Origin of the sequence: Limnohabitans sp. (assembly GCF_030158565.1) — a bacterium.
Lineage (GTDB): Bacteria > Pseudomonadota > Gammaproteobacteria > Burkholderiales > Burkholderiaceae_C > Limnohabitans_A.
Genome location: NZ_JAOASQ010000031.1, coordinates 1 through 16,975, shown reverse-complemented (window position 1 = coordinate 16,975; position 16,975 = coordinate 1). Strand labels below are relative to the sequence as shown.

Genomic DNA, 16,975 nt, shown 5'->3' with positions numbered 1-16,975 from the left:
TCATCAAGCCACGCCTTGCCGCTTGAGCCAGGTCAGCAAACGCTGCCAACCGTCCTCGGCTGCCGCTTGGCGGTAGCTGGGCCGGTAGTCGGCATGAAACGCGTGGGGGGCCTCAGGATAAACCACAAACTCGCTGGCTTTGCCAGCGGCCGTGCCCTTGGCCAGCTCGGCTTTCATCTTATCAAGCGTGTCAAGGGGAATACCGGTATCTGCCGCACCATACAGGCCCAGCACCGGCGCCTTGATTTGTGCGGCCAGCGCCACAGGGTGCTGCGGCGTCTGGGGCGTGGCGGACCCCACCAAGCGGCCATACCAGGCCACAGCGGCCTTGAGCTTGGGCTGGTGCGCGGCATAGAGCCAGGTGATGCGGCCACCCCAACAAAAACCGGTGATCGCCAGCTTGTCGGTGTTGCCGCCGTTGGCTGCGGCCCAAACCACGGTGGCGTCCAAGTCGCCCATCACCTGCGCATCGGGCACCTTGGCAATGATTTCGGACTGCAGCTTGGCCAGCTCGCCGTATTCGCTCGGATCGCCCTGGCGCACAAACAGCTCGGGCGCAATGGCCATGTAACCGGCCTGCGCCAGACGGCGGGTCACATCGGCGATGTACTCGTGCACGCCAAAGATTTCGGAAATCACCAAGACCACCGGCAAATTGGTCTTGCCCGCTGGGGCACTGCGAAAAGCCGGCATCTTGAAACCATTCACATCGATGGTCACCTCGCCCGTGACCAGGCCGGTCGATGGCGTCTTGATCGCCGTCTGCGCCATCACCGTGCCCGCCGCAGCGGCATAACCCACCCCCAGAGCCATCTGCAAAGCTTGGCGGCGAGTGCTGCCGTCCAACGAACTTTTGCCCAGCAAAGCTTGGGCATCCTGAATCAGATCGTGGTTCACAAAGGGCTCCTTGAATGGGTGTGTCGAAGTGGAGGATCTTTGCACAAATCATGTCATCCCGGACGGCGTCTCAAGATGTCATCCCTTACCACCTCTCAAAATGTCATCCCGGACTTGATCCGGGATCCATGGCGCACAACCGGCATTTGCAAAGGGCCGCACCGCCCAGTGGATCCCGGGTCTTCGCCCGGGATGACAAAAAGAGTCAGCCTCTCAAGATGTCATCCCGGACTACCTCTCAGCCTGTCATCCCGGACTTGATCCGGGATCCATGGTGCACAACCGGCATTTGCAAAGGGCCGCACCGCCCAGTGGATCCCGGGTCTTCGCCCGGGATGACAAAAAGGGTCTTTGCCCGGGATGACAAGAAAAGAAGCCCAAATCAAGGACTGCCAAACCCATACCGCGCAAACACAGCCTGTGCGCTGGGCTCGAGCAAGGCGTCGGCAAAGGCCTGTGCGGCGGGGTGGGTGCCACGGCGCACGGTGAGGCCGTAGTCTGCGGACACCTGCAAATTGGGCGGCACCGCCACGATCTTCAGGCGGGGCACCTCTTGTTGGGCCGACACCGCATTGGTGCAATAGGTCAAGAAAACGTCGGCCCGCCCCTGGTCCATGACCCAAGCGTAAGTGCCGCGACCCGCCGGTGCTTTGGGCGAACTGGGGCCACCCGTCAGCTGCAAAGCCTTGCGCTCCAGCGTGGCGTAAGCGCCAGCGCTGACCGCATCGGCCCTGCGAAACAGCGCCCAGGCGTAGTCACCGGCCGGGTCGGCCTTGGGGGTGCTGGTGCCCACACGCACCGCCGGATCGAGCAAGGCGGCCAGCAAACGCTCGGGCGTGAGGTTGAAGTTGGCCTGGGTGATCGCACACAGTTGGTTGCGCACAAACACACGCGGCGGGCTCCAGCTGCCGGCGTCGGCCAGCTTTTGCGGATGCCCCATGTCGGCCGAGGCAAAGACCTGAGCCGCTTCGCCCTTTTCGATGCGCTCGCGCAGCAGCCCCGAGGCCGCAAAAGACAAGCTCAGTTTTTGACCGGTGCGGGCCTCATGCGCCTTGGCGATGTCGGTCATCGCCTCACGCAAACTGCCAGCGGCCACCACGGCAATGGGGTCAGCGCTCAAAGGCATTGGGGGCGTGGCGCAAGCCATGAGCAAACAAGAGGCCATCAGCGCAGTGATTGATCGCATGGTATTGGAAGGTCATGGGTTTTGAAGGGAATACCAGCATATTACCCAGCCCCCATGGCCATTCACTGGTGCAAAAGAAATTACTCCGGCTTGAAGCCCGCGCCTTTGAGCAAGTCAGCACTCTCGATGACATAAGTCGCCATGTACTTGCGGAAGTCCTCACTGCTTTCGGTGACGGGTTCAACCCCCAGCGGCTCCCAAGCGCCGGCTTTGGTCAACTGCTGAACAGCCTCGTTGATTGCTTTGTTGAGCGACTGCACACGATCAGCTGGCGTGGCTTTAGGTGCCCAAACACCGTACCAGGACTCCGTCACGAATTTGGGATACCCGCTCTCGACCGCCGTGGGGACATTGGGCATGACCGAACTTCTCTTGGCGGAAGTGACCATGATCGGTTTGACCTTGCCGGCCTTAGCCATCCCTTGCAGCGCAATGATGGCGTCGATCTGGATTTGCACATGACCGCCTGCCACGTCTGTCAACGCGGGTGCGGTTCCTTTGTAGACGGCAGTCACCAAATTGGGCAGATTGCCTTGCTTGGCAAACATCAGCGTTCCCAAATGACTCGCTGCACCCAGTGCCGGCAGCGCGGCGGTCCACTTGTCCGGGCTTTGCTTGGCCGCCGCGATCACTTCGGGGAGTTTTGTCTGGGGCAGGCTGGGGGAAATGACCATCATCAACGGCGCTTCACCGACACGGGCCACGGCCGCAAAATCGGTCTGTGGGTCATAGGGCGCAGTCGCCATGACTTGCTTGGCCAAGGCATGGGTCGAAGCGGAGAACAAAAGCGTCAAACCATCTGCATTGGACGTTTGCACGAACTTGCCGCCCACTGAACCATTGGCCCCGGGCTTGTTCTCCACAACCACGGGCACATTGAGATTCGTGCCCAGTTGCTTGGCCAGCAAGCGTGCAGCGCTGTCAACACCCCCGCCAGCGGCAAAGGGCACCACCATCTTGATGGGGCCCTCCGGGAATTTGGTTTGCGCTGCAGCGGCAGTACCCAAAAGCAGCAATGTCAACACGGCAAATCTGCGTTTCATGCAATACATGGGAAGTCTCCTTTTTTGTAGAAAAAACTCAATCTCGATAAGCGGTACGCCACGCCCTTGAACCACCCAGCAAAGGCGCTTCTACTGCTGGGCCGTGCAACTTGGCGTAAGACTCGATGGTTTTGGTCATTCGCGCAAGCAACCACTGCGCAACCCCATCATCTGCTTCACCCGCCTGCAAACGCGCCAAGAGGGTTCTGACGGCTTTGTCTTGTTCGCAAATCGGGCCTGGCGCGAGCAAAAAATCGACTACCTCTGGCGCACCGAGTCGCTCGCTTTCGGCCCACAAATAATCGGCGATGTCACGCTCAAAATCCTCCAGCGTCACACTGATGCCACTCATGGAGCAAGAACACCCCAGCGCAATGTGCTGCGCTGACAGACGGTGCCAAAGCTCCGCCAGATAGGTGGCTTGGGCACGCGTGGTGTTCTCTTCCATCACATCAAACATGGGCGCGCAATGCTGAGGTTTGAGCTTCATTGACCTGGTGCTGGTCATCCAGTACCACCCCATAAAGCTTTTCAGCGGCCTCTCGGCTCACATAACCCTCGCGAACATCCTCCGCCACCTTGAGTGCGTCGCGCTTGAATGGATGGCCAAAGCCACCGCCACCGCCCGAGAGCATCTTGTAGGCGTCGCCGCGTTCCAGGCGCACGTTGAAGATCTTGGCGTTGGGCAGGTCTTCTGCCCATTGGCCTTTGTGGCGGATGGCAATGCCATTGCCGGCGGCTTCACCGCCCCCTTCGAGTCCCCAAGGCTTGCAATGCATGCGGTCAATCCGCGTGGTGACCGAAAACGGCGAGAGGGCTTGAACCACCATCTCAGCGCCGAGTCCTCCCCGGAATTCACCTGCCCCAGCGCTGTCCTGGCGGATTTTGTAGCTTTCCACCAGCACCGGGTACTTGGCCTCGAGTTGCTCTGTGGGGCTGTTGTGCGTGTCGCCGTCGTTGATGCACACGGTGACCGAGACTCCGTCTTCACGGCTCTTGGCACCCCAGCCGCCACCCAGCGGGCCAATGCCCACGATGAAGAGGCGACCATCCTCGGGTGAAATGCCGTGGATGTTGGGAAAGACCAGATCGGCATGGTGCCCGGCGATGGCGCGATCGGGGATGGCGGGTGCCAGCGCCTTGAAAATGGTGTCGATCACCGTCATCGGGAAAGTCATCCACACCCGCATCGGGTAAGGCCGCTCGGCGCTGATAACGGTGCCCATCGGCATCACGACCTTCAGAGGGCGGAAACTGCCATCGTTGACCGGGTAATCGGTCGGCGTTGTCAAACACTTGTAGGCCACCTGCGCACAGGCAATGCCCGTGGTGAAACCCGAGTTGTAAAAACCCTTGACCTGGCGACTCACATCCGAGAGGTCGATTTCCATCTCATCACCTTTGACGGTGACCTTCACACGGATCGGAATGCGCTTGCCCACGTCCAACCCGTCGTCATCCATGAAAGACTCGGCCTCGTACACGCCGTCAGGAATCGTCAAGGTGTTCTGGCGAGCCAAAGCTTCCGATGCGTTCATGATCTCGCGGATCGAGGCTTGCACATCGTCGTTGCCGTAGCGTTGCACCAACTCCAGAAAACGGCGCTCGCCCGTGGTGATGGCGGTGATCTGTGCACGCAAGTCACCCAATGCACGCTCAGGCATCCGAACGTTCATGGCGATGATGTCGATCAAATCCTGGTTGACCTTGCCCGCGCTCTGGTACTTGACGATGGGAATCTGAATGCCTTCAGAGAAGATGTCCGTCGTGATCTGCCCCAGACTGCCGCCCACATCCAGCCAGTGAGCCATGCAGCAGGTAAAGCCAATCAGCTCCCCTTCGTGGAAGACCGGCATGGTGAAGGTGAAGTGATTCAGGTGACTGCCGGTGGTGTAGGCATCGTTGGTCACCAAAATATCGCCGGGGTGGATGTTCTCGTAACCAAAGTGCCGGATCTTGGACTTCACCGTCTCGGACATGCCGCGAATGAACATCGGCAGACCCAGGCCGATGGAGACCGTGTCCCCTTCCTTGGTGAACAGGCCCACCGTGAAATCCAGCGCCTCATAAATGATGAGGTTGTAGGCCGTGCGCATCAGGTTGGTTTTCATCTCCTCCGTCACGGCGAAAAGGCCGTTGCGAATGATCTCCACAATGACGGGATCAACCTTCTGAGTTGGGGTTTGAAGTGCGTTGGTGCTCATGAGCGGTCGCTCCCAATGGAAATTTGCAAATTGCCGAATTGGTCCACACGGACCGTGTCACCGGGCTGTATCACCGTGGTGGACGCATGCTCTTCGATGAGTGCAGGCCCCTGGATCAGGTTGCCGTTTTTGAGCAGATCACGCTTGTAAACCGCTGTCGAGACATAGTCACCCGCGCTGCGGAAATACACAGGCTTGTGCGCACGCAGGGCTTGAGCATCAGGCTTGTCTTGTCCAGCGGACACCTCATTGCGTGGCGGCTTTTTCATGCGCCCCATCACCGTGACGCGCAGGCTCACAATGTCGGCCGCCTCCTTGGGGGCCGAGGTGCCATAACGGACCTTGTGCACTTCATCAAAATGGTTTTTGATGCCCGCCCGGTCCTTGCGGTCAAAGAATTCCCGTGGCAAGTCCACCGTCACGGCATGCTCCTGACCGAAGTAGCGCATGTCACCGGCACGCTCAAACACGATCTCCTCTGGACGAATCTGGGATGCGCCGATCGCTGCGCGACCTTCGTCCTCCATCTCTTTGTAGATCGCTTCGATTTCTTCGAAAGACAAACCATCGAGACGGCGAAACACCGAGCGCACATAGTCATAACGCAAATCGGAAAACAGCATGCCGTAAGCCGAAAAGTAACCCGGCGCATAAGGAATCAGCACATTCCGGATACCGATTTCACGCGCGATGGCCGACGCATGCAGAGGACCTGCACCGCCATACGTCACCATGGTGAAGCTGCCGGCATCCAGGCCACGCTCCGTCGTCACCGCCTTCACGGCGTGCGACATCTGCGTGACCGCAATGCGCAAGATGCCATCCGCAGCGCGGGTCGCGTCCAGGCCCAAAGGCGTGGCCACTTTCTTGTTCATCGCCTCGCGGGCACGGTCCAAGTAGAGCGGCATTTCGCCCCCGAGGAAGTTGTGCTCGTCCAGGCGACCCAAGATCAAGTTGGCATCGGTCACGGTGGGCTCTTCACCCCCCCGGCCATAGCACACCGGCCCGGGCATGGAGCCCGCAGACCTTGGCCCCACACGCAATGAATTGCCCAGTTCCACGCGGGCCATGGACCCACCGCCGGTGCCCACCTCAAAGATATCCATCATCGGGATCTGAATTGGCAGAGCTTTTTCATAACCCCCAATCAGCGCACTGCCTGTGGTCAGCGGCCGACCTTCGCTGATCACCCCGGCTTTGGCGGTGGTGCCGCCCATGTCAAAAGCGATGGCATCTGGCAGGCCCAGCTGCGCACAAATGGCTTGTGCGCCAATCACGCCCGCGGCAGGGCCGGACTCCAGCATGCGCACACAGTCGCGGCGGGCATGCTCCAGCGGGAACAGCCCCCCCGTCGATTGAACGGCATAAAAATCACCAACAAACCCTTTGGCCTCCAGGTGCTCTTCGAGCTCCCCCAGATAGGCCGACACACGCGGGCCCACATAAGCATTGGCCACCGCTGTCGAGACACGTTCAAATTCGCGGTATTCCTGCGACAGCTCGTGCGAAGCACACACGAAGGCCCCTGGAATCTCCTCTTGCAAGATGGCCTTGACGCGGCGCTCGTGGTCAGGGTTGCGGTACGAGTGCAGCAGCAACACCGCCACGGCTTCGATCTTCTCAGCCTTGAGCTGCCGAGCCAAAACACGGACGCCCTCTTCGTCCAGCGGCTTGTGCAAAGAGCCGTCGGCACGCAGACGCTCGCTCACCTCATGGCGTTGTGAGCGCGGCACCAAAGGCACATGCTTGGAGAAAAACAAGTTGTAGGCATCAGGCCGGTTCACGCGCCCGATTTCGTAGATGTCCCGAAACCCTTCGGTGATGAGCAAGGCCGTGTTGGCGCCATTGCGCTCGAGCAAGGTGTTGATGGCAATCGTGGAGCCGTGCAAAAACAGGTAGCCGTTGGTCAGGTCAATGCCTGCACCGTCCAGTGTGTTTTGAATCCCGTCATGCAAATGGCCATGGGTGGACAGCGCCTTGCCAAAAGAGATCTGACCCGTCTCTTCATCGAAGCAGGCCATGTCGGTGAACGTGCCGCCGATGTCCACCGCGATGCGCAGTGATTTCTTGTTTGCAGTCATCTTGTTTCCTTCAAAGACCAGCGTTGGTCACCACGTTTCGCAAGGTGCCCAGCCCGGTGATCTCGACTTCAATGACGTCACCTGCATTCATGTACACCGGTGGCTCGCGCTTGTCGCCAACACCGCCGGGTGTGCCAGTGGCAATCACGTCACCGGGAGACAGGTTGGTGAAGCCCGAGAGGTATTCGATGATCACGGGCAAGGTGAAGATCAAGTCGGCCACGCTGGCGTGCTGCATGACTTGGCCATTGAGGCGCGATTCGAGGGTGAGCTGATTGACGTCGGGAATGGCCTTGCGCGTGGCCATGAAAGGCCCCAAAGGCCCTGTTGCGGGGAAGTTCTTGCCCGGCGTCCACTGGTGCGTGTGGCGCTGCCAGTCGCGCGCCGTGCCGTCGTTGAAGCAGGCGTAACCCGCAATGTGGTCCCAAGCATCTGCCTGAGCGATGTTGCGACCACCTTGGCCAATGATCACGGCCAACTCGCCCTCGAAATCGAAACGCGTGGTGGCAGCGGGCTTGGGCAGTGGTGCACCATGTGCACTGAGGCTGTCTGCAAAACGGGTGAAGATGGCGGGGTGCTCACTGTCGGCACGCTTCATCTCGGCCACATGGGTCTTGTAGTTCAGACCCACGCAAAACACTTTTCCAGGATTCGCAATCACAGGCAAAAGTTGGGCATCGCTGGCTTTGACGGGCTCCCCGGCCTGCACGGCTGCGGCCTCCAAAGCGTCCAGCTGATTGGCCGCGATGACCGATTTCAAATCAGGGTATTGCGCGGCAAAGGCAGCAGGCACCTGCAACCAGTTGCTCTCATCTTTCCAAAGGCCATAACTGGCCTTGCCACGGTACTCAAAGCTGACAAATCTCATGTTTTTCCTCGGATAACGCGCATCGCCTGTCGATGCATGAATGACTCTGGGGCAAAGTCTAGGCAGATCAATGCCATGTGCATAGAATCCAATCCGAGATTTCAGATATGCCTGAATTGGCATATCAAAGGAGGCACATGCAAATCCAGGACTTCAAGCTCTTTTTGGAAGTGGCCGAAATGGGCAGCTTCACCAAAGTGGCCGCACACCGCCAAACGGTGCAATCCCACATCAGCCGTCAAATCAGCGCCTTGGAAGAGGCCTGCGGTGGCACCCTGTTCAGGCGCACTGGCCGGGGTGTGGCCCTGACCGAGTTTGGAGACCACGTTGCACTCAGGGCCCGGCAATGGGTCCGCGAAACCGACGCGTTTTTTGCCGATATCCAGCAAACCGCCCGCGTCCCCATGGGGGAGGTGCGCCTGGGCATCCTGCCTTCTGCGGCGCACCCGCTGATGACACAGGTCTTCAAACGCCTGCAAAACGAGTTCCCCAAAATCGCGCTCAACATCCGCGAAGGCCAAGGCGGAGAGCTGGACGCCATGCTCGACGCGGGCAGCGTGGACATGGCCATCCTCTTTCGCTACGACAAGCCCCACAACCCTGACGAGACCTTGCTCACCACCGCCAGCACCTATCTGGTTTCACGCCCGGGACTGTCCTTGACCCATGCTGACACGGTGGAATTCCGTCGGCTGGAGGGGCTACCGCTGGTGCTGCCCCGTCGGCCTGCGCACTGGCGATCCATCCTCGACGAGACCGCCAAAAGCAAAGGATTCCATCTGCAAGCCACCCTGGAAGCCGACTCTTTGCGGGTGCAAAAAGAACTCATTGCCGACAACCCCCACCTGTATGCCCTGCTGGGCCCGTTTTCTGTGGATCAGGAGTTGCGCACGGGCAAGCTTCAAGCGGCCAAGATCATCGGCCCCGACCTCAAGCGCTATGTGACGCTGGCCCACCCCAAACAAGGACAGCTGACCCAAGCCAGCCGAATCGTCTCCAGGCTGATCAGAGAAACCGTCGAGGGGTGGAACGGTCAAATCACGACGCCGGTGCACAGGCCGTCAACCTGAGCGTCCAGGCGTTTTTGTGATGACCGGGAACCATCACACAAAGACAATGCTCCGCAGCAGCAAGCTGATCCCGCTGAGCAGAAGGACCGCATGGACCGTCTTTCTCGCGGTGACCGGCTGGATACGTGCATTGAATCGGTGTCCCAGCCATCCGCCCAACAAGGCCATGGGCGCAAGCCAGAGGGTTTGGGCCAAGACCTGATCCATGTCACTGCGCCCCGACAGGCCGTTGCTGAACAAAGCGATGCACACCGTGATCAAAATCAAAAGCGGCGCAGTCGCACGGACGTCCTCGATCTTGCGTTCTTGACGGGTGAGCCATGCCATGACGACGGGACCGGCTGTGCCAAAAAGGGTTTCGATCAGCCCCATCAGGGTTCCGGCCATCGAATTGACCCAGGGGCTTGAGGGTTCGAATCGCTGGGTTTGCCCCCGCAGTCCACGCGCAGCGACCCAGCATATGTAAAGCCCCAAAACAGACAGCGCCCAAGCACTGTCACCCCATGCATGGGCCATGCTTGCGAGCCAGGCACCGACGATTGCAAAAGGCATGACCTTTGGCACCAGGGTCCATCGCACATGTTTCAGATTCATACCGGTGTGCGCGATGGATGCTGGAATATCCAGCAACAACACCGTCGGGACAATCGCGCTCAGGGGCCACTGCCATGACAGCAGAGGAATGATCACCAGCGCCGACCCAAATCCTGTCATGCCAAAGACGCAGTACCCCAGCAGCACCACCAGCGCCGGATAGCCCAAGCCATTCCACAAAGCAACGTCCAACATGCCGCCTCAATACGCAGCAGGCGTGCTGATCCAAAGCACCACAGCGGGCTCGCTGCTCGAATTGAAGCAACGGTGGGTCCCCTCGCCTGGCAGGGCAAAACTATCGCCCTCCTGCAAGATGAATTTTTCGCCCTCCAGGTGGAGTTCAAGCACACCGCTCAACACGAGTCCGGCTTCTTCCCCCTGGCGTTTTCTGCCTCGGTCACCCGTTCCGGTTCCGGGCGCAAAGGTGCTTTCAATCAGCAGGATTTGTCCACTCAACGATGGCGAGAGCATCTCTTCGTGAACCCCTGTGCCATGGAAGTCAAATTTCTTGCGGGTGGACTTTCGGACAATCAGGCCCGCTTCCCCTGGCTTGGCTTGGGTGCCCTCTTGAAAGAACCAACTGACGGTCACATCCAGGGCCTGCGCGATTTCATGCATCGCTGAAATGCTCACTTCGGACATGCCGCGTTCGATTTGGCTGAGCCAGCCGACCGAGCGGTTGATGCGTTCAGCCAGATCCACCAAGGTCATGCCGCGCGACTTTCGCAAGTCACGTATTTGCACGCCCAAGGCCAGTTGCGCACGCATCGCTGGCGACTTTGTGTTTTTCTTCTTATCCATTTTTCAAAACCGATGGAGGAACCGAGGAAGCGATCAGCGCCTTGTGCAACCACTGTGACCAGGTGCGCACCAGATCACAGCGGTCTGAGATACCGTTGCAGTTGCCGCCCACCAAACGCCAGCGCTTTGCGGATGACGCCTCTACCGCAGATGGCGCTGCCTGTGCGCTTGCCGTTGACGCGACATGACTGGCCGCACGACTGGCCGCCAAGCTGGATGGGCTCGGGTGAGGATTCGCATGAACCTGCCCTTCAAAAATGGTGGCCATCACCCGGACATCGAGCAGACCATCGACTCCGCGCTCAAAGGGGTCTGCGTCCAGAACCGCAAAGTCGGCCCGCTTGCCCACCGAGATGGAACCGATCTCTTCATCCAGCCGAAGCGCCCAAGCCGCATCGATGGTGACGGCACGCAAAGCCTGCTGCAGCGTCAGGCGCTCTGACGGCGACATGACTTTCCCGGTCCGCGTTTGCCGCGATGCAGCGCACCATGCCAAAGTCAAGGGTTCAGCCGGTGCCATCATGAAATCCGAATGCAAAGAGACCCGCATGCCTTCCCGCACCATCGAGCCACAGCGGACCAGCTGCGTGGCGCGTTCAGGCCCCAAGCCGACTTGGGCGTAGTCATCGCCCAGGGCATGCAGGTAATAGGGGTTCACGCTGGCGTGCGCCCCCAGCGCCGCCAGCTGACTGGTTTGCGCTTGCGCGTGGTAGCCCACATGGTGCACATGAAAACGGTGATCAAAGCGCGGGGACTGCCTTTGCGCCTCTTTGAGCGCATCCAGTACGGCTTCCATGCCGCCATCGCCGTTGACATGAACGTGCACCGTCCAGTCACGCTTGAAGGCTTCCAGCACGCCCGCCTTGAGAATTTCAGGCGTCATCAGCCATTCGCCCTCGTGGCCGTCCAGATAGCCCGGCCAGCGCATTTTCATCAATTGCGAAAAGATGGCACCGTCTGCAAAAAGCTTGATGCCCCGCGCAAACCAGACATGGCCCTGCGGACCGTCAGCCCACATCTTCTCGATGGCTTCGAGGCCGAGATCAAATGCAATGGCTTGATCCGGCGGGCCCAACTCAGCACCGCTGGCGCGGTTGGAAAAACTGCGCAAATCAAACACATTGACCACCCGCAAGGGCGACGCGCCTTCCGGCAGCGCCTTGTGGAGCGCCGCCAACTCGTAGTCCGGCGAGATGGCCCCAAACAACATGTCGCCTGCGGTCGTGATGCCGCCCATGCGCATCAAGGCCACCATTTGCTTGAGCCCCTCGCCATACCACTCGGGTCGAAGAAAGTAAGGCAACAGCCCCATCAGGATGGGCTTGAAGCCGGTCTCAAAAAAATGTCCCCGTTTCCAATCAATCTGTGGATGGTCCTGCCAATCCTGCGCCTGTAAACCCAACTGATTGATGGCCGCTGTATTCAAATACGTCTCGTGGAATGAGCGCTGCCAAAGAATCACCGGCGTGTCCGGGAACAAGGCATCGAGCATCTCGCGGTCGTAGCGCCCATGCAGGTCAGGCTGGTAGCCCCAGGTGATGAACCAGGGTTTGGAAGGGTCACGCGCCTTGAACTCTTGCAGCAAGCGCTCTTTGTAGCGCTCAGGGTCACGCACCTCGGGCCGAAGTTGCCCATCCGCGCCGCGCCACGCCTCGGGGGCCAAGATGACCATGGGCAGCAGCAGTGCACCCAAGAAGGGGTGAATGTGGTTGTCAATCAAGCCCGGCATCAGCACCTGATCTTCAAAGCTGCGGTCTATTCGCACCTGCCGGTCTTGGGTCCAGACCGCCATGTCATCCAGGGTGCCGACCGCCAAGACTTTGCCTTCACTCACCGCAACGGCCGTGGCCTCCGGCAAGGTGTCATCCATGGTGATGATCTTCTTGGCGGTAAAGATCACCAATTCACGCGCAGAGATGTTGCTCATGTGTGCATGCTTTCTGAGTCGACCAGATGGGGTGTATCAGGCGGCATTGTTTCACATAAATGAAAAATATTTCAAAAAATTCATTTCATGCGCATGGCTTTTTCAAGCTTTTGGTTCCGCCGCATCGGTCGCCACAGCAAAAAGCTGCCCCACTGGGGCACACGCGAGCAAGGGGGCCAGGTGTTGCGCCTGCTGGAGTCTCACCGCGCTGTCTTGCCAGGCTTGCCACGCCGCGTGATCGCGCCAAAGCACCGAGATTTGCAGCTCGTCCGCGTCTGTCAGAGACAGCAACACCTCTGCACTGAGAAAGCCCGGGATCGCCTCTTGGCACTCTTGCAAGACGCGCCGTTGGAAGAAAGCCGCCAACAGTTGTTCCCGCTGTCTGGGCATGCTTTTGGCTGTCAGGGTGGACCGTACACAAGTGCTGGGATGTTCGTTCATGGCCATCGATCAGGGTTAATGCTGATTTCAGTCTAATTCATTCGAGTGAAAAATTTCAATAAATTTTCATTTAGTTTCAAAACCAGCGGCTCACCCCAACCACCGGCGTCACCACGCCAAGAAAGAGGAACCTTCCATGAACGCACGAAAAATTTTGTCCTGCTTGGCACTGCCCTTGTTGATGAGCGTGAACGCCTACGCGCAAGACTTCCCGAACAAAACCGTGACGATTCAGGTGCCATGGCCTGCAGGTGGCTCGGTGGACGTGGCCGTGCGGGCACTTGCCGCAGAACTCAAGAACCAATGGCCCCAACAATCCGTGCTCGTCGAAAACACCGTGGGCGCAGGCGGATCGATTGGCACCGTCAAAGCGCTGTCTGCCCCGCCCGATGGCCACACCCTGATTGGCAGCTCGCAAATGGAGATGATCTTCGCGCCGCTGGTGTACCAATCGGCCACCTACAAACCGCAAGACGCCAAGACCGTGTCCTTGCTCGGTTACGCCTCGATGATGATGGTCGTTCGCAAAGATCTGCCTGTGCAAAATCTGTCGGACCTGGCCAAGCGAATGCAAAGCACCACCGAAAAACCGCTGTCGTTTTGCACGCCAGGCGCTGGCACCATCTACCACTTTGTGATGGAGCAGATCGCTTCCAACCTCAAGGGCCAGGCCTTGCATGTGCCCTACGCCGGTTTTGGTCAGTGCCTGAACGACATGGCCGGTGGCGTTGTCGATGTGTCCTTGATGCCGATCGCGGGCCCCATTCCGGGCTTTGTGGACAAAGGGGTCATCCGCGCGATTGCCGTTTTCAACGACAAGCCCAGCCCACGCCTGCCCAACGTGCCCTTGGCAAATGCGACCAAAGGCTTTGAGAACTACAACCATGTGCTTTGGTCTGCATTGCACGTCAGCAACAAGGTGCCTGACGCCGTCGTGGCCAAAATGCATGCAGCGGTTCAAACCGCATTGAGCAAGCCTGAATTGCGCAAGGCCATCGAGGCACCCGGTGCAACCGTGTTTGAGCCCATGTCGCCCCAGCAGGCGCATGCTTTTTATCTGAAAGATGCCGAGAACATGGAAAAGATGGCCAAGATGGTGGGCGTGACCAAAAAGTAATTTTTCAAGTCCTCACCATGAACCAATTCCCCTCTGCGGCAGAAACTGACCCGGTCAAAATGGGCTGGATGGTGGGCTCGCCCCCACCCCCAGACAAGCTCATTTCTTTTCAAGATGGCGGGGTCTACCAGTTCCCCAAAACCCGGTGGAGTTTTTGCAACTTCAGGCGCATGGGGCCCACCACGGCGGTGTCCCGAGGCTTGGGCCAGGCATCGCCGCTGCTGCGCACAGAGCTGGCCGAACTCGACAACGTTGAGTTCACCCCAATGGGCGCGACACAGACCATAACCTGGGGCCAGGCCTACGACGCCAACTACACCGACGGCGTGGTGGTGCTGCACCGGGGAAAAATCGTCTACGAACGCTACAGCGGTGTGATGAAGCCCGAGGGGCAACACATCGCCATGTCGGTCACCAAATCATTTTTTGGACTGATCGGGCAAATGCTGGTGGCCGAAGGTGCCCTCGACGAGTCAGCACTTGTCACGCACTATGTGCCTGAACTGCAAAACAGCGCCTTCGCCGATGCCACGATCCGGCAAGTGCTGGACATGCGCACGGGGCTCAAATACAGCGAGAACTACGCCGACCCGCAGGCCGAAATCTGGATGCACGCCCGCGCTGGCGGTGTGCTGCCCAGACCACCCCAATACGCAGGCCCCCAGACCTTCTACGAGTTTCTTCAAACCGTTCAAAAAGAAGGCCAGCACGGCGGCAACTTCGCCTACAAAACCGTCAACACCGACGTCATCGGCTGGGTGATTCGCCGCGTGACCGGCCTGTCGATTGGTGAAGTCGTGTCGCAGCGCATCTGGTCCAAACTGGGCATGGAGCAAGACGCCTATTTCACCGTGGACAGTGCGGGCAACGAGTTTGCGGGCGGCGGGCTCAGCGCGGGCCTGAGGGACATGGCCCGATTTGGCGAAATGCTGCGCAACGATGGCACTTGGTCAGGGCAACAAATCATCCCCCCAGCCGTCATCAATGACATTCGGTTCAATGGCGATGCTTCGGCGTTTCCTGTCCAGAACTTCCCCACCTTGGGCGGATGGGCCTATCGGAACATGTGGTGGGTGTCGAACAACGCCCATGGGGCCTACTCGGCACGGGGCATTCATGGCCAAGCGATCTACATCGATCCCAAGGCAGAAATGGTGATTGCCCGATTCGGCTCACATCCGGTGGCTGCCAACACGCACTTCGACCCGACCTCTTTGCCCGCGTACCACGCCGTCGCTCAGTTTCTGCTGAAGCACCGTTGACCCCTCTTTAGCGGCTTTTCTTTACGCCTCCAGAACTATTTCAATCAATAAATTAAATACTTTCAATTAATATTCAAGCTCAATTTGTGAGCACCAAATGGGTCTTAATTGGAACGAAATCAAATCCAGGGCATTGCTTTTCAGCAAGACCTGGGCCGACGCCTGCAACGAAGACAGCCAAGCCAAGCCCTTTTGGATCGACTTCTTTGAAATCTTTGGCATCACCAACAAACGCGTTGCCACCTTCGAGCTGAACGTCAAAAAACTCGGCGGTGCCCAAGGCTTTGTGGATTTGTTCTGGCCCGGCGTGCTGTTGGTGGAGCACAAGTCACGCGGCAAAAGCCTTGACGACGCGGTGGACCAGGCCATTGGCTACCTGCACAACCTGCCCGAGCGCGACCTGCCCCAGCTGGTGGTGGTCTGCGACTTTGCCCGCTTTCGGGTGCGGCGCCTTGAACTGCGCCCACTAACCGTACCAATTTGACTTTGACTGAATGACTTGCTTGGTGATAAAGTAGGTACATTTTCATAGATACTTCATAAGGAAGGTGCCATGCTCGCTACCGCCAAAGTTTTTACCAATGGCCATAGCCAGGCGATTCGCTTGCCCAAGGCATTTCGCGTGACTGTCGATGAAATGTGGATTGCCCGCAACGAGGTGACGGGGGAGATCACCCTCAAGCCCAAAGACACGGAAACATTGCGTCAGCGTCGGCTGGATGCGCTGATGGCGGCCATTGCAGAAAACCCATTGCCCGACGACTTTTTGTCGGATGCCAGTCGGCAAAACAAGCCACCGAAAAATCCGTTTGCGGAATGGGAAGCGCCATCAACCCCCAATGCCTCCACAAAAGCCTCTACTAAACGCGCCGCCAAAACCAAGGACCCCAAGTGATCAAGTACTTGGTCGACACCAACATCCTGGGCTACTTTGCACGCAACAGTTCTGCCGCGCTGCAAAAGCGCATGTTGACGGCACTCAAAAAGCAGGAGATCGCCATCTCAGCCATCACCCGGGCCGAAACACGGTTTGGGCTGGCACTGTTGCAAGCCGATGACAAACGCCGCCGAACCATTGATTTGCTGCTCAATGAGATTCCAGTTCTGCCATGGACGCTGGAGGCCGCAGACCGGTATGGAGACATTGCCGCCCACCTTCAGCAAACCGGGCAGCCCATTGGCGAGATGGACACCCAAATCGCCGCGCATGCATTGGCGCTGGGTCTGCCCTTGGTGACTCACAACACACGGCACTTCAAGCGCGTGGCGGGCTTGAAGCTTGAAGACTGGATGACCTGAAAGTCGAACTGGCCATCTATCGAACAACTGCTTGGGCTTTGCGGTAGCCCACCACCCCCTTCACATACTCCAACAACTCCCCAAAAAACGGATGCCTGCAAAGCGTGGACGAATCGCCCACCAGCAGCAACTTGCGCCGTGCGCGGGTCATGCCCACGTTCATGCGGCGGATGTCAGACAGAAAG

The 16,975-nt window shown here is 58.8% G+C and carries 18 protein-coding genes; 6 read left to right on the top strand and 12 right to left on the bottom strand.

Annotated elements, in window-relative coordinates; all coding sequences use genetic code 11:
* Positions 1-3: 3 nt before the first annotated feature.
* The 7 genes from Q1W40_RS06625 to Q1W40_RS06595 all read right to left on the bottom strand — a co-directional run bounded on the left by Q1W40_RS06625 (position 4) and on the right by Q1W40_RS06595 (position 8,279).
* Positions 4-897 (bottom strand): dienelactone hydrolase family protein, encoded by an 894-nt coding sequence (locus Q1W40_RS06625; protein WP_300710211.1) that lies wholly within the window; start codon positions 895-897, stop codon positions 4-6.
* A gap of 382 nt (positions 898-1,279) precedes the next feature.
* The gene (locus Q1W40_RS06620) at positions 1,280-2,083 is read right to left on the bottom strand and encodes a molybdate ABC transporter substrate-binding protein (RefSeq protein ID WP_300710209.1); all 804 of its coding nucleotides are present in this window, start codon (positions 2,081-2,083) and stop codon (positions 1,280-1,282) included.
* Positions 2,084-2,163: 80 nt separating this feature from the next.
* A complete protein-coding gene (locus Q1W40_RS06615; RefSeq protein ID WP_300710207.1) occupies positions 2,164-3,135 on the bottom strand; it encodes a tripartite tricarboxylate transporter substrate-binding protein in 972 nt (323 codons plus the stop codon).
* 28 nt (positions 3,136-3,163) lie between these two features.
* Entirely contained in the window at positions 3,164-3,616 is a 453-nt protein-coding gene (locus Q1W40_RS06610; protein WP_300710205.1) for a hypothetical protein, read from the bottom strand.
* Positions 3,579-5,330 (bottom strand): hydantoinase B/oxoprolinase family protein, encoded by a 1,752-nt coding sequence (locus Q1W40_RS06605; RefSeq protein WP_300710203.1) that lies wholly within the window; start codon positions 5,328-5,330, stop codon positions 3,579-3,581. The genes Q1W40_RS06610 and Q1W40_RS06605 overlap by 38 nt, the downstream gene beginning before the upstream one ends.
* Positions 5,327-7,411, bottom strand: coding sequence for a hydantoinase/oxoprolinase family protein (locus tag Q1W40_RS06600; RefSeq protein WP_300710201.1), 2,085 nt, complete (start codon positions 7,409-7,411; stop codon positions 5,327-5,329). Before Q1W40_RS06600 ends, Q1W40_RS06605 begins: the two co-directional genes overlap by 4 nt.
* A gap of 10 nt (positions 7,412-7,421) precedes the next feature.
* Entirely contained in the window at positions 7,422-8,279 is an 858-nt protein-coding gene (locus Q1W40_RS06595; protein ID WP_300710199.1) for a fumarylacetoacetate hydrolase family protein, read from the bottom strand.
* A 137-nt stretch (positions 8,280-8,416) separates the two neighbouring features.
* Here Q1W40_RS06595 and Q1W40_RS06590 point away from each other — a divergent pair, with 137 nt between their 5' ends.
* Positions 8,417-9,349: a LysR family transcriptional regulator gene (locus Q1W40_RS06590; RefSeq protein WP_300710197.1), complete on the top strand. Its 933-nt coding sequence runs from the start codon at positions 8,417-8,419 to the stop codon at positions 9,347-9,349.
* 33 nt (positions 9,350-9,382) lie between these two features.
* Here the strand turns inward: Q1W40_RS06590 and Q1W40_RS06585 are convergent, their stop codons facing one another.
* The 4 genes from Q1W40_RS06585 to Q1W40_RS06570 all read right to left on the bottom strand — a co-directional run bounded on the left by Q1W40_RS06585 (position 9,383) and on the right by Q1W40_RS06570 (position 13,061).
* Positions 9,383-10,138 (bottom strand): sulfite exporter TauE/SafE family protein, encoded by a 756-nt coding sequence (locus tag Q1W40_RS06585; protein ID WP_300710195.1) that lies wholly within the window; start codon positions 10,136-10,138, stop codon positions 9,383-9,385.
* Between the two features lie 6 nt (positions 10,139-10,144).
* Entirely contained in the window at positions 10,145-10,711 is a 567-nt protein-coding gene (locus tag Q1W40_RS06580) for a cupin domain-containing protein (protein ID WP_300710193.1), read from the bottom strand.
* 25 nt (positions 10,712-10,736) lie between these two features.
* The gene (locus Q1W40_RS06575; protein WP_300710191.1) at positions 10,737-12,671 is read right to left on the bottom strand and encodes an amidohydrolase; all 1,935 of its coding nucleotides are present in this window, start codon (positions 12,669-12,671) and stop codon (positions 10,737-10,739) included.
* 102 nt (positions 12,672-12,773) lie between these two features.
* Positions 12,774-13,061, bottom strand: a complete 288-nt coding sequence (locus Q1W40_RS06570; RefSeq protein WP_300710189.1) for an antibiotic biosynthesis monooxygenase family protein — start codon at positions 13,059-13,061, stop codon at positions 12,774-12,776.
* Between the two features lie 187 nt (positions 13,062-13,248).
* Here Q1W40_RS06570 and Q1W40_RS06565 point away from each other — a divergent pair, with 187 nt between their 5' ends.
* The 5 genes from Q1W40_RS06565 to Q1W40_RS06545 all read left to right on the top strand — a co-directional run bounded on the left by Q1W40_RS06565 (position 13,249) and on the right by Q1W40_RS06545 (position 16,790).
* The gene (locus Q1W40_RS06565) at positions 13,249-14,229 is read left to right on the top strand and encodes a tripartite tricarboxylate transporter substrate binding protein (protein WP_300710187.1); all 981 of its coding nucleotides are present in this window, start codon (positions 13,249-13,251) and stop codon (positions 14,227-14,229) included.
* A gap of 17 nt (positions 14,230-14,246) precedes the next feature.
* Positions 14,247-15,491 (top strand): serine hydrolase, encoded by a 1,245-nt coding sequence (locus Q1W40_RS06560; RefSeq protein WP_300710185.1) that lies wholly within the window; start codon positions 14,247-14,249, stop codon positions 15,489-15,491.
* A gap of 97 nt (positions 15,492-15,588) precedes the next feature.
* On the top strand, positions 15,589-15,975 hold the full coding sequence (locus Q1W40_RS06555; protein ID WP_300710183.1) for a type IIL restriction-modification enzyme MmeI: 387 nt from the start codon (positions 15,589-15,591) through the stop codon (positions 15,973-15,975).
* A 69-nt stretch (positions 15,976-16,044) separates the two neighbouring features.
* On the top strand, positions 16,045-16,386 hold the full coding sequence (locus Q1W40_RS06550) for a hypothetical protein (RefSeq protein ID WP_300710181.1): 342 nt from the start codon (positions 16,045-16,047) through the stop codon (positions 16,384-16,386).
* Positions 16,383-16,790 (top strand): type II toxin-antitoxin system VapC family toxin, encoded by a 408-nt coding sequence (locus Q1W40_RS06545; protein WP_300710179.1) that lies wholly within the window; start codon positions 16,383-16,385, stop codon positions 16,788-16,790. Before Q1W40_RS06550 ends, Q1W40_RS06545 begins: the two co-directional genes overlap by 4 nt.
* A gap of 16 nt (positions 16,791-16,806) precedes the next feature.
* Here the strand turns inward: Q1W40_RS06545 and Q1W40_RS06540 are convergent, their stop codons facing one another.
* Positions 16,807-16,971 (bottom strand): AAA domain-containing protein, encoded by a 165-nt coding sequence (locus Q1W40_RS06540; protein WP_300710283.1) that lies wholly within the window; start codon positions 16,969-16,971, stop codon positions 16,807-16,809.
* Positions 16,972-16,975: the final 4 nt, after the last annotated feature.

What these genes read in the sequence shown, in the direction of transcription:
- Q1W40_RS06555 (WP_300710183.1), top strand. Translation starts at nt 15,589, where the DNA reads ATGGGTCTTAATTGGAACGAAATCAAATCCAGGGCATTGCTTTTCAGC.
- Q1W40_RS06550 (WP_300710181.1), top strand. Translation starts at nt 16,045, where the DNA reads ATGCTCGCTACCGCCAAAGTTTTTACCAATGGCCATAGCCAGGCGATT.
- Q1W40_RS06585 (WP_300710195.1), bottom strand. Translation starts at nt 10,138, where the DNA reads ATGTTGGACGTTGCTTTGTGGAATGGCTTGGGCTATCCGGCGCTGGTG.
- Q1W40_RS06565 (WP_300710187.1), top strand. Translation starts at nt 13,249, where the DNA reads ATGAACGCACGAAAAATTTTGTCCTGCTTGGCACTGCCCTTGTTGATG.
- Q1W40_RS06605 (WP_300710203.1), bottom strand. Translation starts at nt 5,330, where the DNA reads ATGAGCACCAACGCACTTCAAACCCCAACTCAGAAGGTTGATCCCGTC.
- Q1W40_RS06615 (WP_300710207.1), bottom strand. Translation starts at nt 3,135, where the DNA reads ATGTATTGCATGAAACGCAGATTTGCCGTGTTGACATTGCTGCTTTTG.
- Q1W40_RS06600 (WP_300710201.1), bottom strand. Translation starts at nt 7,411, where the DNA reads ATGACTGCAAACAAGAAATCACTGCGCATCGCGGTGGACATCGGCGGC.
- Q1W40_RS06570 (WP_300710189.1), bottom strand. Translation starts at nt 13,061, where the DNA reads ATGCCCAGACAGCGGGAACAACTGTTGGCGGCTTTCTTCCAACGGCGC.
- Q1W40_RS06560 (WP_300710185.1), top strand. Translation starts at nt 14,247, where the DNA reads ATGAACCAATTCCCCTCTGCGGCAGAAACTGACCCGGTCAAAATGGGC.
- Q1W40_RS06590 (WP_300710197.1), top strand. Translation starts at nt 8,417, where the DNA reads ATGCAAATCCAGGACTTCAAGCTCTTTTTGGAAGTGGCCGAAATGGGC.
- Q1W40_RS06610 (WP_300710205.1), bottom strand. Translation starts at nt 3,616, where the DNA reads ATGAAGCTCAAACCTCAGCATTGCGCGCCCATGTTTGATGTGATGGAA.
- Q1W40_RS06575 (WP_300710191.1), bottom strand. Translation starts at nt 12,671, where the DNA reads ATGAGCAACATCTCTGCGCGTGAATTGGTGATCTTTACCGCCAAGAAG.
- Q1W40_RS06580 (WP_300710193.1), bottom strand. Translation starts at nt 10,711, where the DNA reads ATGCGTGCGCAACTGGCCTTGGGCGTGCAAATACGTGACTTGCGAAAG.
- Q1W40_RS06620 (WP_300710209.1), bottom strand. Translation starts at nt 2,083, where the DNA reads ATGCGATCAATCACTGCGCTGATGGCCTCTTGTTTGCTCATGGCTTGC.
- Q1W40_RS06595 (WP_300710199.1), bottom strand. Translation starts at nt 8,279, where the DNA reads ATGAGATTTGTCAGCTTTGAGTACCGTGGCAAGGCCAGTTATGGCCTT.